Here is a 13,818-nt window from a genome sequence, read left to right on the forward strand (position 1 = left end):
AAAATTGAGTCAGAGATAATCACTTATGTTCCTTTTAATAGTTTCTTTGCTATTGGTAGTTATTGCTGCCTATGCGATATATCGTCACTTTAAATCACGTCGTAATAATACGCTGGATGCCGGCCGCCGAAACAAAAAACACTAGTCCTGCTGATTCCATGTTATCCCACCCCTATTTTTCTCGTATGCCGTTCACTCTGCCGCCATCACTCATTGCAGGCAGGCATTAATGAATCAGGACTTTCACCTAATCCCCCCGCGCCAACTGCTGACGTAACCCACCAAATCAGTTACAATTACAGGCTGTTTTGTGGTGGGCCGCCGTCTTGACGCGCAGCCAAAAAACCACCTTTGAATCCCGCAGGGGCATGGCATACGGCCCCTCGTTCGTCATTAAGGTAACCCGGTGAATATTCAGGTTCTTCTTTCAGATAAAGTCAGCCAGGCGCTGATTGCCGCAGGCGCGCCAGCCGATTGCGAAGCGCAGGTCCGTCAATCAGCCAAAGCACAGTTTGGTGATTATCAGGCCAATGGCGTGATGTCCGTCGCCAAAAAACTCGGCATGCCGCCGCGCCAGTTGGCGGAAAAAGTGGTGCAACTGCTTGACCTCGGCGACGTCGCCGGCAAAGTGGAAATCGCCGGCCCCGGCTTTATCAATATTTTCCTGAACAGCGAATGGGTTGCCCAGCAAGCCGATCGCGTGCTGAGCGCGCCAAAACTGGATATTGCGCCGGTCAAACAGCAGACCATCGTTATTGACTACTCTGCCCCCAACGTGGCGAAAGAAATGCACGTCGGTCACCTGCGCTCCACCATTATCGGTGACGCCGCCGCACGTACCCAGGAGTTCCTGGGCCATAAGGTGATCCGCGCCAACCACGTTGGCGACTGGGGCACCCAGTTCGGCATGTTAATCGCCTATCTGGAAAAAATGCAGAACGAGAACGCCAGCGATATGGATCTGTCCGACCTGGAACAGTTCTACCGTGAAGCGAAGAAACACTATGACGAAGACGCCGATTTTGCCGAACGCGCTCGCGCCTATGTGGTGAAATTGCAAGGCGGCGATCAATACTGCCTGAAGATGTGGCGCAAGCTGGTCGACATTACCATGGCGCAAAATCAGCTGACCTATAACCGTCTGAACGTCACCCTGACCGAAGACGACGTGATGGGTGAAAGCCTGTACAACTCGATGCTGCCGGGGATTGTTGCCGATCTCAAGGCCAAGGGTCTGGCGGTGGAAAGCGAAGGCGCCACCGTGGTATTCCTCGATGAATACAAGAATAAAGACGGCGAGCCTATGGGCGTCATCATCCAGAAAAAGGATGGCGGCTACCTGTACACCACTACCGATATCGCCTGTGCCAAGTACCGTTATGAAACGCTGGGTGCCGATCGCGTGCTGTATTACATCGATTCGCGTCAGCACCAACATCTGATGCAGGCCTGGACCATCGTGCGCAAAGCCGGCTATATACCGGACTCGCTGTCGCTGGAACACCATATGTTCGGCATGATGCTGGGTAAAGACGGCAAGCCGTTCAAAACCCGTTCAGGCGGCACGGTGAAACTGTCCGACCTACTGGATGAAGCAGTGGATCGCGCCGGCAAACTGATCGCCGAGAAAAACCCGGATATGCCGGCAGAAGAAATGCAGAGCCTGGCCAATGCGGTTGGCATCGGTGCGGTAAAATACGCCGACCTGTCAAAAAGTCGGACTACCGATTACATCTTCGACTGGGACAACATGCTGGCGTTTGAAGGCAATACTGCACCTTATATGCAGTATGCCTATACCCGCGTTGCCTCGGTGTTCAAACGCGCCGGTGTCGATGAAAGCAATCTGACCCTGCCACTGGTAATGACCGAAGAGCGTGAAATCACGCTGGCAACCCGTCTGCTGCAGTTTGAAGAAGTGATCACCACCGTGGCGCGTGAAGGCACCCCACACGTGATGTGTAGCTACCTGTATGACCTTGCAGGCCTGTTCTCCGGCTTCTACGAACACTGCCAGATCCTCAATGCAGACAGCGAAGAAGCGCGTCAGAGCCGCCTGAAACTGGCACTGCTGACCGCCAAAACGCTGAAGGCCGGTCTGGATACGCTGGGTATCGAAACCGTCGAACGTATGTAACCTCTCGGGGTTGAATACTAGAAAGGGTCGCCATGGCGACCCTTTTTTATGCTTTGGCGACGGCAATATCCGTTACGCCACCCGGCGGGCAAAGTCGCGTGGCCGGAAACCCAGCCCAGCCAACACGCCAAAGTAAGCCACCACGCCGGTGACCACCACGACCGCCAGACGCAGCAGGCGTTCCAGCATATTGCCCTGATCCCAGGCCGGCATTAGCCACATCACGCCGACCAGCACCACCGACATCACCAGCACCGCGATCACCAGCTTGGTCAGGAACAGCGCCCAACCCGGCTGCGGGTGGAAAATCTTCTGTTTACGCAATTGCCAGTACAACAGCGAAGCGTTAAGGCAAGCCCCGAGACCGATCGACAGCGAAAGCCCGGCATGTTTCAGTGGGCCGATAAACATCAGGTTCATCACCTGGGTCAAAATCAGCGTGATGATGGCGATTTTAACCGGCGTTTTAATGTCCTGGCGCGAATAGAATCCTGGTGCCAACACCTTGACCACGATTAACCCCATCAGCCCGACCGAATAGGCCACCAGCGCACGCTGAGTCATGGCGGCATCAAAGGCACTGAACTTGCCGTACTGGAACAACGAAACGGTCAACGGCTTGGCCAGAATACCCAGCGCGATAGCACTCGGCAGCGCCAGCAGGAAGCACAGCCGCAGGCCCCAGTCCATCAGGCGGGAATATTCGTCGTGGTTACCGCTGGAGAAACTTTTTGCCAGCGACGGTAACAAAATAGTGCCCAATGCCACACCCAACACCCCTGAAGGAAACTCCATCAGACGATCGGCATAGTACATCCAGGAAACCGACCCTGAGACCAGGAACGAGGCAAAAATGGTGTTGATAATCAGTGAAATCTGACTAACCGAAACGCCAAAAATCGCCGGTCCCATCTGACGCATCACACGCCATACGCCGGCATCACCAAGTTTAATGCGCGGCAGCACCAGCATGCCGATCTTCTTCAGGTGCGGCAGCTGATAACCCAGCTGCAGTACCCCACCGACCACCACCGCCCAGGCCAGCGCCATCACCGGTGGATTGAAGTATGGCGCGGCAAACAGCGCGAAACCGATCATGCTGACGTTCAGCAAGGTTGGCGCAAACGCCGGGATCGAAAAACGGTTCCAGGTATTGAGGATCGAGCCGACCAGCGAGGCCAGCGAAATCAGCAAAATATAGGGGAAGGTAACGCGCAGCAGCGACGACGTCAGAGCAAACTTGTCCGGTGAATCGACAAAGCCCGGTGCGGTAATGTAGATAACCCAGGGGGCGGCCAGCATGCCCAACACCGTGACCAGCGCCAGTATCAGCGTCAACAGCCCAGAAACGTAAGAGATAAAGGTACGCGTCGCCTCTTCACCCTGCTGGCTTTTATATTCGGCCAGGATCGGCACAAAGGCTTGAGAGAAAGCGCCTTCGGCAAAAATGCGCCGCAGCAGGTTGGGCAGTTTGAACGCCACGAAGAAGGCATCTGTTGCCATTCCGGCACCAAACACCCGCGCCACGATAGCGTCACGGGCAAAGCCCAGCACCCGCGAAAACATCGTCATAGAGCTGACGGCGGCCAACGATTTTAGTAGGTTCATGTGGTTTTTCTGATGTGCCCTGTAAATGTCGACGCCTGCATCAGCAGGCGTCAGTAAAACTATCGGCTAAGTTTACTCATCCGCGGCAGAATAGCTACCGCCATATGTTACATGGGGTTACCTTATAATCCGGCATCAAGCAGCAGTTTTTCAATCACCCTTTGAGCAGCAATCGCCTGCTCTCCGGCGGTTTCCGGCACCGTCTGGTTGCTGACGGAAGTGATGAAATGGCGAACTGCACCGTCAAAACCGCGCTGTGCCAGGGTGGTCTGCCAGCCTGGTGCCGGTTGCTCCAGCACACCTTGCGAGTCTTCCCGCAGCCACTGGCGCATATCGTTCAACTGATAGACCGCGCTGCCGGTTACTGCCTGCACGCTTTCGCGCTGGCTGCCGGCCCGGCGATGCATGCTGGTGGTCACCAGCGTTTCACCGCACTCAAAATGATGCTCGGCATACATCAACTCACCGGCCGCCGTGGCTCGCAGGCTACCGCTGAGTAATTTTCCTTCATTGCCACCCAGCCACAGCGCGGTATCCACCACGTGCAGATAATCGTCCAGCAGGGTAAAGCGCAGGCTATTTGGCCCAACGCTGTCGGCACGGTGTTTGTCCATGCGAATCGATGCCGGTTGCTGCATCTGTTGCTTCAGCTGACGATACAACGGCGCAAAGCGACGGTTAAAACCCACCATCAGCGTTTTACCCTGCTTTTCAGCCAGGGCGATCAACTGCTCGCCCTGCTCTACCGTCTCCGCCAGGGGTTTGTCGACATAGACGTGAACGCCGTAACGCAGTAATTCGCTAATAACCTGAAAATGGCTGGCGGTACTGCTGTGCACGAAAACGGCATCGCATTGCTGAGCCAAAGTGTCCAGCCCGGAAAAACAGGCCATCCGATAGCTGTCGCAAAGCGGTTGTGCCTTTTGCTGGTTGGGGGAAAAACCGCCGACCAGCGTCCAGTCCGCCGCCTGACTCAGGATCGGCAAATAGGCTTTTTGTGCAATGCCGCCCAACCCCACGACGCCAACGCGTAACTTAGTCATTCGCTCTCCCGCAGCAATAGCGCCTGCAATTGCTGTTTTAACTGTGCCACTTCGTTTTCCAATACGCTGACGCGCTGGCTCAATTCAGTGTCATTGGCCGGTGCTGCTTCTGCCGGTGCCTCGTCAATCTCGCCGCTGAACAAATGCATAAATCGGCTTTCACGCTTACCCGGCTCGCGCGCCAGACGCACCACAAAGGGGCCATCCTCCCGGGTGCTCAGGTTCGTCAGCACCTGCTCCACTTCAGTAACGTCATTAAACTCATGCATGCGGTTAGTGCGGGTGCGAAGTTCACCGGGAGTTTGCGCGCCACGTAACAACAAGGTGGCGATCACCGCCAACTCGGCGGCAGACAGTTTTAGCTGACCAAATTCCGAATTACAGAAGCGGTGCTCATACTTGACCACTCGATTACCGAAGCCGCTGAGGGTGCGCAGAAAATGTTTCTTTAGCAACAGGTCGAGAATTTGCTGAACTTCGCTTTCCGTCAGTTCCATCACCGGCTCGCGGTTGGTTTTCTGGTTGCAGGCAAGCTGGATGCCATTGAGGGAAAGGGGATATTGGTCCGGGGTAGTCACCTGCTTTTCCAGCAGGCAGCCAATCACCCTGGCTTCTTTAGCGCTTAATTCATATTTCATTATTTGGCCTCAGCGTGGCGGTAGCCATTCTTTATTGGTTAATGCCGTCAATACGTGATCCTGCCACTGCCCGTCGATCAGCAGATAGTCCTTGGCATAACCTTCACGTTCAAATCCCAGGCGGGTCAGCAACGCGCCGCTGCGCTGATTGTGCGGCATATAGTTGGCCATAATGCGGTGCATTCGCTGCTGACGCACCATATAACGGATAGCGGACTGCAGCGCTTCATACATCAGCCCTTGCCCCTGCCATTTTTCGGCCAGCGAATAGCCAAGGAAACAGGCATGGAACGAACCGCGCAGCACATTGCTGAAGTTCGCCACGCCCTGCACTTCATGTTCTTCCGGATCGAGCAGGATAAAGTAGTAGGCGCTGCCCTGCTTTTGCATTTCGGTGATCATCCCCAGCCGCGCCTGCCAGCCGGAAGGATAACAATGGCTTTCATCCCGCACCGGTTCCCAGGGCTTAAGGAAGGCTCGGTTTTCGGCATAGTATTCGGCCAACCGGTAGGCGTCGCGTTCATGGACTAAACGGACAACCAGCCGATCGGTGGTGAGGCGTACTTTTGGTGATGCAGAGCGGTAGCCAAACATCATTTCCCCCGCGGTCAGAACGGTTCGATAAGAAGTATTTATTGGGCGCATGTCTGGATATTCATCCTGCGACGAACCTATCATGGGCCATTATTTTTTAAACAGCGGCGCAGAACCGCACTTACCCTCATTTAATATAACCGTAGCCTGCCCCGGAGGTAAAACCCCGACAGCTCAGTAAATAAGCGATTGGCTATTTTACGGCTATTTTCGTGCTGTTTTGCTGCTTAGCTAACGTATTGACGATAAAAAAATATTATCTTCCCCGCCCCTATCGGCAATCCGGGATTGGGTACAAACTAGAGCGGTCGCACTCCTCTCCCCCTTAATTGCTCGTGGTGAAGCATGTCTCTGGTATCGCAAGCTCGGAGCTTGGGTAAGTATTTTCTATTACTCGATAACCTGTTAGTGGTTTTAGGTTTTTTTGTGGTTTTTCCGCTTATTTCGATTCGCTTTGTCGATCAGCTTGGCTGGGCGGCCGTGGTGGTCGGTGCCGCTCTGGGTTTACGGCAATTGATCCAGCAGGGGTTGGGCATTTTTGGCGGGGCGATCGCCGACCGATTTGGTGCCAAACCGATGATCGTCACTGGCATGCTGATGCGCGCTGCCGGTTTCGCCACCATGGCCATGGCCGATCAACCCTGGTTACTGTGGTTTTCCTGCGCCCTTTCCGCCCTCGGTGGCACCTTGTTTGACCCACCGCGCACCGCGCTGGTGATTAAGCTCACCCGTCCGCATGAGCGTGGCCGTTTTTACTCCCTGTTAATGATGCAGGACAGTGCCGGGGCGGTGATTGGCGCCCTGATCGGCAGTTGGCTGCTGCAATATGATTTCCACTTCGTTTGCTGGGTCGGCGCAGGCATTTTCGTGTTGGCCGCGGGCTGGAACGCCTGGCTGCTGCCGGCATACCGTATATCTACCGTCCGCACCCCAATGAAGGAAGGCATGATGCGCGTACTGCGCGACCGCCGTTTCCTGACCTACGTGCTGACGCTGACCGGCTACTACATGCTGTCGGTACAGGTGATGCTGATGCTGCCGATCGTGGTCAATGAAATTGCCGGTTCACCCACGGCGGTAAAATGGATGTATGCCATCGAAGCCGCGCTGTCGCTGTCACTGCTGTACCCACTGGCTCGCTGGAGCGAAAAACGTTTTCGGCTGGAACAGCGGTTGATGGCCGGCCTGCTGCTGATGACCCTCAGCCTGATGCCGGTTGGGCTGGCAACCAGTCTGCAGGGCGTGTTTACTCTGATCTGTTGTTTCTATCTCGGCTCCATCATCGCCGAACCTGCGCGTGAAACCCTCAGCGCCTCGCTGGCCGATCCACGCGCACGCGGCAGTTACATGGGGTTCAGCCGTCTGGGGCTGGCATTGGGCGGCGCTCTGGGCTACACCGGTGGCGGCTGGATGTACGACACCGGTCATGCGATGAATATGCCGGAACTGCCGTGGATACTGCTGGGTATCGTGGGCTTTATTACCCTGTTCGCCCTTTACTGGCAGTTCAACCCACGCAGCAGCGCGCCGGCGATTGCTCCAGGAGGCTAAGGTTTATCTCTAAGTTGCCAGAAAATCAGCCAAATTTCCGATAGCTGCTATCCTGATAGTAAAAACATAAACCGGAGAAGTTGGCGATGACCGATGAATCAAAATTACCGCAGTTGCTGGAACACATGGTACTGAACCTGCGTATGCTGTACGCGCGCTCAACCCTGGTAGAAAAAGCGCTGGCCCATATCATTGCAGGAAATGCCGACCTGAAGAGCGACATCATCAAACAGTTGCAGATAGTCAACGCCAGCAACGAACGGGATAAAATCGATCTGGAAGAGGCTCGTATGCACCTGATAGAAGTGATCAATTCGGTTCCAACCAAAAAATAACGCCTGCTTTGGCCCGCGTATTTTGCGCGGGCCATCCAACAATTACGCACCTTCCAACAAGAACTCTTCGCGACAGCCTCAGTATGCTGTGATAACTATTGCTGTTAAAACCTGACAACGGGAGCAAGCATGAAACTGTTTATCTACGATCATTGCCCATTCTGCGTTAAAGCCCGCATGATTTTTGGCCTGAAAAATTTGCCCGTCCGCCTGGTCACCCTGCTCAATGATGATGAAGCGACACCAGTCAGCATGATTGGCAAGAAAATGGCGCCTATTTTGCAGAAGGATGACGGCAGCTACTTACCGGAAAGCATGGATATTGTGCATTACGTCGATCAACTCGACGGTAAACCCCTGCTGACCGGTAAAACCAACCCGGCGATCGCCGACTGGCTACAGCAGGTCGGTAGCTACAGCCTCAACTTACTGTGGCCGCGCTTTGCCAACGCCGACTTCGAAGAGTTCGCCACTGATCGTGCACGCCAGTACTTTACCGATAAGAAGCAGGCCTCAATCGGTGACTTTTCCGCGCACCTTGCCGACAGCGCCGATCTGATCGCTCAACTGGAAGCCGACCTCCAGGTGCTCTCCGGGCTGATAGCCTCCCCTGATGCAGTGAACGCTACCCTGTCGGAAGACGATATTCACCTGTTCCCACTGCTGCGTTCGTTGTCGATCGTCGCCGGGCTTACGCTGCCGGATAACGTAGAAGCCTATCGTAACCATATGGCGCAGCGCAGTGATATTCCGCTGCTGTTCGATATGGAACAGTGATCCCCCGCAATAAGGATATAGCGCGCAAATGTTGAAAATGGTGTTGGTTACCGCCCGCGATCGGGCGAGGCTGAAAGAAATCTCCGCAGTGTTGATCCGCTACGGATTGCAGGATGTGATTCGCCTGCTGGGTCTGGGCACCCTGTTGAGTGCCGCTGAGGGCGGTGGCGAGTCGCAAGATAGCCAAACCCTGCCGCAACGCTTGCGTGCCGCGCTGGAAGCGCTGGGTCCGACCTTTGTCAAATTCGGCCAGATCCTGGCGACCCGCTCAGACCTGTTGGACTCAAGCTGGACCGACGAACTGGATCGCCTGCACAGCCAGGCGACCACCCTGGCCTGGAGCGAACTGGCACCGCAAATCAACGCCGATTTGGGCGGTGACCCACACCACCTGTTTGACGAGTTTGACGAAACCCCACTGGCTGCCGCGTCAATGGCACAGATTTACCGCGCCCGCCTGCACAGCGGCGAAAAGGTGGTGATCAAGGTGTTGCTCCCTGGTCTGGCGAAAACCATTCACGCCGACTTACGCCTGCTGGCCTACCTGGCGGAAACCGTCGAACAACAGAGTCCGGCACTGGCCCGCTACCGGCCACGCCAGATGGTGCGAGCGCTGGCAACCGCGCTGAATCACGAGCTGGACTTGACTCATGAAGGTAATAACTGCGAACGAGTCGCTCAGCAATTTGCTCCGCAGCCCGAGGTGGTGATCCCGAAAATTTACTGGCAGTGGTCATCGAAACGTCTACTGGTGCAGGAGTTTTTGCCCGGCATCGCGCCGGAAAATCCGCAGCAATTGGCCAGCGCCGGTTTTGATGGCCCGCTGCTGGCAAGGCGTGGCGCACAGGCCTTTATGAAAATGGTGCTGGAGCACCGGCTTTATCACGCCGACCCGCACCCGGGTAACGTGATGGCGTTAGCGGATAACCGCGTCGGCTTTATCGATTTCGGTATGGTCGGCCAACTTTCCGAACGGCGGCGCAATCAGTTACTGCTGTTGCTGCAGGCCATTGCCGAGCGGGAGTCCGGCGGTATCGTCAATACCTTGATCGCCTGGTCGGACAGCGATCCTCTGGATCTGCTGGATTTGGAACTGGCGGCGCAAAACTTTCTCGATAAGCAGGCTTCAGCCACCCTGACGCTGGGTAAGGCGTTGACCGACTTACTGGTGATGGCACGTGAACATCAGTTGGCACTGCCACCGGATCTGGTGTTGCTGTTCAAGGCGTTAATCACCGCAGATGGCGTGTTGCACCGGCTGGATCCCAACTTCGATATCATCGCCACCCTGAAACCGATGCTGCAACAGGTGATGCTGCAGCGTTACACCCCTGAAGCGGTGCGTCGGCGGATGCTGGCGCTGGGCGGTGAAGCACTGGACGCGGGCGAAGAACTTCCGCAAACCCTGCGCCTGCTGATGCGCCGACTAAAACGCGGGCAGATCAGTGCCGATATCAACCTCAAGAACATCAGCCAGCTAAGCCATGCGCTGGAGCGGGCTGCCGTCACCCTGGCCATTGCCATAGTGACCGCTGCCTTCACGCTGGGCCTGGCACCCTACCTGATGCAATCCTCAGTGCGGCTATGGGGCATTCCACTGTTTCCGGCACTGGGTGCGCTAGCCTGTCTGGGGGGAGTATTGTTGCTGGCATTGCGTTTACGCCGCTGAACAGTTTCGGTGTTATCCGATAGGTCGTGACAAGTTTCCCGCGCATTATCAATATTATCCCATGTTCTGAAAGTGGCGCGGTATACTGCGCCCATGTCAATCGGGGCGGATAGATAGGCCCCCTACACGTGAGTACTTATGAAAAAAATTATGATGGGTGTGGCAGCCCTGGCATTTGTTGGCGCATTGGTCGGCTGCAATCAGCTGACCCAATACACACTTAGCGAGCAGGAAGTGAACGACTACCTGCAAAAACATAATGATTACCAGAAGCAGATAGGCGTGCCGGGATTACTGGACGCCAATATCGTGCTGACGCAGTTACAGAGCCAAATTGGTCGCAGCGAGCCAGGTAAGGTCACCCTTTCCGGTGACGCGAAAGTGAATATCACCTCGATCCTCGGCCCACAGACTGCGGATCTGAAGCTGACGCTGAAGGCACAGCCGGTCTATGACCGCGAGCAAGGCGCGGTATTCCTGAAGGACATGGAATTGACCGACTATAGCGTGCAGCCGGAGAAAATGCAGACGGTGATGAAGGCACTGACGCCTTATTTGAATCAATCGTTGAAATCCTATTTCAACCAGAAACCGGCCTACGTGCTGAACCCGGATAACAGTAAAACCGAGGCGATGGCGAAGAAACTGGCGAAAGGACTGGAAGTGAAACCGGGTGAATTGGTGATCCCGTTCACCGACTAAGGCCGGCAGTTTGCAACAAAAAGCCCGCTGATAAGGCGGGCTGAGTATTTCCAGTCAGGTAACCAATACCGGCCCCCGCTGAAACTTGCGTTACTACTGTGGTTCGCTGTAGGTAATCTTACCGGCGTTACAGTCCAGGACCACGTTATAGGTTTTATCCTGTTTGGTGCCGCGAACCGTTAAAGGCACCTGCCAGACGGCATCTTTACCGGTAATGGCCTCTGGACTAATCCAGGCTATCGGGGTGGCCGTGCCCAGCAGCTTTTTATCAGCTTCCCAGCGCGTGATGCGGTTTTGCAGAAAATCGCGTTTCACCTGAGCGGCAACGTCCGCCGGTTGCAGGCCCGCGCATTGCGCGACTTTGGCGCTACGTTGCTCCTGCGCCTGCACCGTGGTGGTTAACCCCGCCATGGCCAACAGTGCTACCGCCAAACTCAGTCCCGTTGTTTTCATATTCCCTCCAGTTGTGATTAACGCTATCCGCAGGCGCTGGCCCTTGGCTCACAACTGGTCTGGCTAAAGATCAGCGTTTGGCGAAGGTGATGACAAACAGCTCATCGAGCCCCGGATAGATTTCCTTGATCACCTGCTTCAGTTCGCTGAGCGACATGTTTTCCTGCCGGGCATGCAGCTCGGTTAACCCGTCCAGGCGCACCGGTGTGACTGACAGCACTTCAATCTGGCAGAAAAATACGTTGTCTTCATTGCGGCTTACGCGCAATACCTCACCGGGCTGAAAGTGGGATTCACTGGCGTCCCTAATGGTAATGGTCTTGCGCCCGGTCAGAATGTCTGGCTCAAAACGACTGAAGAAAGTTATTCCACGGCTCATTCTAGATCCTTTTTCATCACATTGCCGCAACATAAGTCATTATGCTGCCTGCTTTTCTGACGCAGATCCCTCTTTAGTGGTAGCGACAGATTTTTCCGTTTTCACTTTGGCAGTTTTCTTGGGTGCTTCTGTCGGCGCAGCGCCACGCAGAATTTGCCCCAACACGTCTTTATTCTCCGCCAGGAAGAAGCTCAGCCCTTCACGCTGCTCATCATCCAGAGTCAGGGGTGACTGCTGCAGCCATTCACCGAGGCTATCCGCCAGATCCAGCATTTTGTCGTAAGCGTCGGCTTCTTTCTTGGTTGCGAAAGTCATCTTTTCCTCACCGTTTCTCACCACCACATATTTAACTTCTACGGCCATGTGTGCATTCCTCAAAGGTTAGAATACTGTATTTTTATACAGTATAAGGTGATTTTACGCAGGGATGCAAGCGCCCCCCTGACGCGACTTATTTCAACAACTGCACCTTGCAGTTCTTACCCTTGATTTTGCCCTGCTGAAGCTGTTGCAGTGCCTTGCGGGCGCTTTCCTTGCGGATCGCCACATAGGCATGCACCGGGAACATGTCGATTTTGCCCACTTCCGCCGCCGTCAGCCCGGCATCGCCGGTTAATGCGCCAAGAATGTCGCCTGGACGGATTTTTGCCTTGCGCCCACCGTCGATGCACAGGGTGACCATTTCGGCTTCCAGCGTGGTATTGCCCGCCCCGCTCAGCTCAGACACCGGTGCCCACTTAACCTTGGTTTGCAAATAGTCTTCAATGGCATGTGCACGCGTCATTTCCTGCGGTGTACACAGGCTGATCGCCTTGCCGCTCAAACCGGCACGGCCGGTACGACCAATGCGGTGTACATGCACTTCCGGATCAAATGCCAGCTCGTAGTTGACTACCAGCTCCAGCTCTTTGATATCCAGCCCGCGCGCGGCGACGTCGGTTGCCACCAACACTCGGCAACTGCGGTTGGCAAAACGCACCAGCACCTGGTCACGATCGCGCTGTTCCAGATCGCCATGCAGCGCCAGCACGTTAATGCCGCGAGATTCCAGCGCCTCATATACGCTCTGACAGTCACGCTTGGTGTTACAGAACACCACGCAGGAAGCAGGTTGGTAATGGCGGATTGCCGATACCAGCACTGCCGGGCGCTGATCGCGGGTGGTTTCGTAGAAACGTTGTTCGATGGTGGTTTGTTCTTCACCGTCGTCCACTTCCACATTTAACGGGCTGCGCTGCACGCGGGCGCTGATACGTTCAATACCGCTCGGATAGGTTGCCGAGAACAGCAGCGTTTGGCGCTGTGGCGGCGTGTAGCTGATCACGTCATCGATGTCATCGGCGAAGCCCATGTCCAACATACGGTCAGCTTCATCCAGCACCAGCACTTTCAATTCGTCCAGTACCAGCGTTTTCTTGCGCAGGTGCTCCTGAATGCGTCCCGGCGTCCCCACCACGATATGCGGAGCGTGCACCAGCGAGTCAAGCTGCGGCCCCATCGGCTGGCCGCCGCACAGGGTCAAAATTTTGATGTTCTGGGTGAAGCGCGCCAAACGGCGCAGTTCTTTGCTCACCTGATCAGCCAGCTCACGTGTCGGGCACAGGATCAGCGCCTGCGCAGCCACCTGGGCGACGTTAATTTTGTCCAGCAAACCGATGCCGAACGCCGCCGTTTTACCGCTGCCGGTTTTTGCTTTGGCACGTACGTCCTGCCCATTGAGGATAGCGGGCAGTGCGGCGGCCTGCACCGGTGTCATTTCGGCATACCCCAGTTCGTTGAGGTTGGCCAACTGTTCGGCTGGCAGCGGCAGGGAAGAAAAAGATACTGTGCTCACGGCGATAACTCTTTATGGCAAATGGAATGGCGGCACGCTCAAGGCAGCACCGAATCAGCCGCAGATGATAACAGAGATAGGCTGGATTACGGATTTCA

Annotated in this window: 14 protein-coding genes; 6 read left to right on the forward strand and 8 right to left on the reverse strand. The window is 55.4% G+C overall.

Features of this window, described 5'->3' with window-relative positions; all coding sequences use genetic code 11:
- The first annotated feature begins 406 nt into the window (after positions 1-406).
- Positions 407-2,137, forward strand: a complete 1,731-nt coding sequence (gene argS, locus E5C26_RS14255; RefSeq protein WP_135316894.1) for an arginine--tRNA ligase — start codon at positions 407-409, stop codon at positions 2,135-2,137.
- 72 nt (positions 2,138-2,209) lie between these two features.
- Here argS and murJ read toward each other — a convergent pair whose 3' ends face one another.
- The 4 genes from murJ to rimJ form a co-directional block, all read right to left on the reverse strand.
- A complete protein-coding gene (murJ, locus tag E5C26_RS14260) occupies positions 2,210-3,745 on the reverse strand; it encodes a murein biosynthesis integral membrane protein MurJ (protein WP_135316895.1) in 1,536 nt (511 codons plus the stop codon).
- A 122-nt stretch (positions 3,746-3,867) separates the two neighbouring features.
- Positions 3,868-4,788 (reverse strand): Gfo/Idh/MocA family protein, encoded by a 921-nt coding sequence (locus E5C26_RS14265; protein ID WP_135316896.1) that lies wholly within the window; start codon positions 4,786-4,788, stop codon positions 3,868-3,870.
- Entirely contained in the window at positions 4,785-5,426 is a 642-nt protein-coding gene (locus tag E5C26_RS14270) for a YceH family protein (RefSeq protein ID WP_135316897.1), read from the reverse strand. Before E5C26_RS14270 ends, E5C26_RS14265 begins: the two co-directional genes overlap by 4 nt.
- 9 nt (positions 5,427-5,435) lie before the next feature.
- Positions 5,436-6,020, reverse strand: a complete 585-nt coding sequence (rimJ, locus tag E5C26_RS14275) for a ribosomal protein S5-alanine N-acetyltransferase (protein WP_085117187.1) — start codon at positions 6,018-6,020, stop codon at positions 5,436-5,438.
- Positions 6,021-6,365: 345 nt separating this feature from the next.
- Here rimJ and mdtH point away from each other — a divergent pair, with 345 nt between their 5' ends.
- From mdtH to E5C26_RS14300, 5 genes are all read left to right on the forward strand, one after another.
- Positions 6,366-7,571 (forward strand): multidrug efflux MFS transporter MdtH, encoded by a 1,206-nt coding sequence (mdtH, locus tag E5C26_RS14280; protein ID WP_135316898.1) that lies wholly within the window; start codon positions 6,366-6,368, stop codon positions 7,569-7,571.
- An 86-nt stretch (positions 7,572-7,657) separates the two neighbouring features.
- A complete protein-coding gene (locus E5C26_RS14285; RefSeq protein ID WP_135316899.1) occupies positions 7,658-7,906 on the forward strand; it encodes a hypothetical protein in 249 nt (82 codons plus the stop codon).
- A 129-nt stretch (positions 7,907-8,035) separates the two neighbouring features.
- A complete protein-coding gene (grxB, locus tag E5C26_RS14290; protein WP_135316900.1) occupies positions 8,036-8,683 on the forward strand; it encodes a glutaredoxin 2 in 648 nt (215 codons plus the stop codon).
- 28 nt (positions 8,684-8,711) lie between these two features.
- Positions 8,712-10,352: an ABC1 kinase family protein gene (locus tag E5C26_RS14295; RefSeq protein ID WP_135316901.1), complete on the forward strand. Its 1,641-nt coding sequence runs from the start codon at positions 8,712-8,714 to the stop codon at positions 10,350-10,352.
- A 138-nt stretch (positions 10,353-10,490) separates the two neighbouring features.
- The gene (locus E5C26_RS14300) at positions 10,491-11,054 is read left to right on the forward strand and encodes a lipoprotein (RefSeq protein WP_135316902.1); all 564 of its coding nucleotides are present in this window, start codon (positions 10,491-10,493) and stop codon (positions 11,052-11,054) included.
- A gap of 93 nt (positions 11,055-11,147) precedes the next feature.
- Here the strand turns inward: E5C26_RS14300 and yebF are convergent, their stop codons facing one another.
- The 4 genes from yebF to dbpA form a co-directional block, all read right to left on the reverse strand.
- Positions 11,148-11,507: a protein YebF gene (yebF, locus tag E5C26_RS14305; RefSeq protein ID WP_135316903.1), complete on the reverse strand. Its 360-nt coding sequence runs from the start codon at positions 11,505-11,507 to the stop codon at positions 11,148-11,150.
- Positions 11,508-11,577: 70 nt separating this feature from the next.
- Positions 11,578-11,886 (reverse strand): N(4)-acetylcytidine aminohydrolase, encoded by a 309-nt coding sequence (gene yqfB, locus E5C26_RS14310; RefSeq protein ID WP_135316904.1) that lies wholly within the window; start codon positions 11,884-11,886, stop codon positions 11,578-11,580.
- 39 nt (positions 11,887-11,925) lie between these two features.
- Positions 11,926-12,249, reverse strand: coding sequence for a YebG family protein (locus E5C26_RS14315; protein WP_135316905.1), 324 nt, complete (start codon positions 12,247-12,249; stop codon positions 11,926-11,928).
- An 88-nt stretch (positions 12,250-12,337) separates the two neighbouring features.
- Positions 12,338-13,720, reverse strand: coding sequence for an ATP-dependent RNA helicase DbpA (gene dbpA / locus E5C26_RS14320; protein WP_135316906.1), 1,383 nt, complete (start codon positions 13,718-13,720; stop codon positions 12,338-12,340).
- Positions 13,721-13,818 lie beyond the last annotated feature (98 nt).

It is taken from the genome of Serratia proteamaculans (genome assembly GCF_004684015.1).
Taxonomy (GTDB): Bacteria; Pseudomonadota; Gammaproteobacteria; order Enterobacterales; family Enterobacteriaceae; genus Serratia; species Serratia proteamaculans_F.

Coding starts and splice junctions, on each gene's coding strand:
- murJ (WP_135316895.1), bottom strand. CDS start 3,745: ATGAACCTACTAAAATCGTTGGCCGCCGTCAGCTCTATGACGATGTTT.
- E5C26_RS14265 (WP_135316896.1), bottom strand. CDS start 4,788: ATGACTAAGTTACGCGTTGGCGTCGTGGGGTTGGGCGGCATTGCACAA.
- E5C26_RS14270 (WP_135316897.1), bottom strand. CDS start 5,426: ATGAAATATGAATTAAGCGCTAAAGAAGCCAGGGTGATTGGCTGCCTG.
- rimJ (WP_085117187.1), bottom strand. CDS start 6,020: ATGTTTGGCTACCGCTCTGCATCACCAAAAGTACGCCTCACCACCGAT.
- mdtH (WP_135316898.1), top strand. CDS start 6,366: ATGTCTCTGGTATCGCAAGCTCGGAGCTTGGGTAAGTATTTTCTATTA.
- E5C26_RS14285 (WP_135316899.1), top strand. CDS start 7,658: ATGACCGATGAATCAAAATTACCGCAGTTGCTGGAACACATGGTACTG.
- grxB (WP_135316900.1), top strand. CDS start 8,036: ATGAAACTGTTTATCTACGATCATTGCCCATTCTGCGTTAAAGCCCGC.
- E5C26_RS14295 (WP_135316901.1), top strand. CDS start 8,712: ATGTTGAAAATGGTGTTGGTTACCGCCCGCGATCGGGCGAGGCTGAAA.
- E5C26_RS14300 (WP_135316902.1), top strand. CDS start 10,491: ATGAAAAAAATTATGATGGGTGTGGCAGCCCTGGCATTTGTTGGCGCA.
- yebF (WP_135316903.1), bottom strand. CDS start 11,507: ATGAAAACAACGGGACTGAGTTTGGCGGTAGCACTGTTGGCCATGGCG.
- yqfB (WP_135316904.1), bottom strand. CDS start 11,886: ATGAGCCGTGGAATAACTTTCTTCAGTCGTTTTGAGCCAGACATTCTG.
- E5C26_RS14315 (WP_135316905.1), bottom strand. CDS start 12,249: ATGGCCGTAGAAGTTAAATATGTGGTGGTGAGAAACGGTGAGGAAAAG.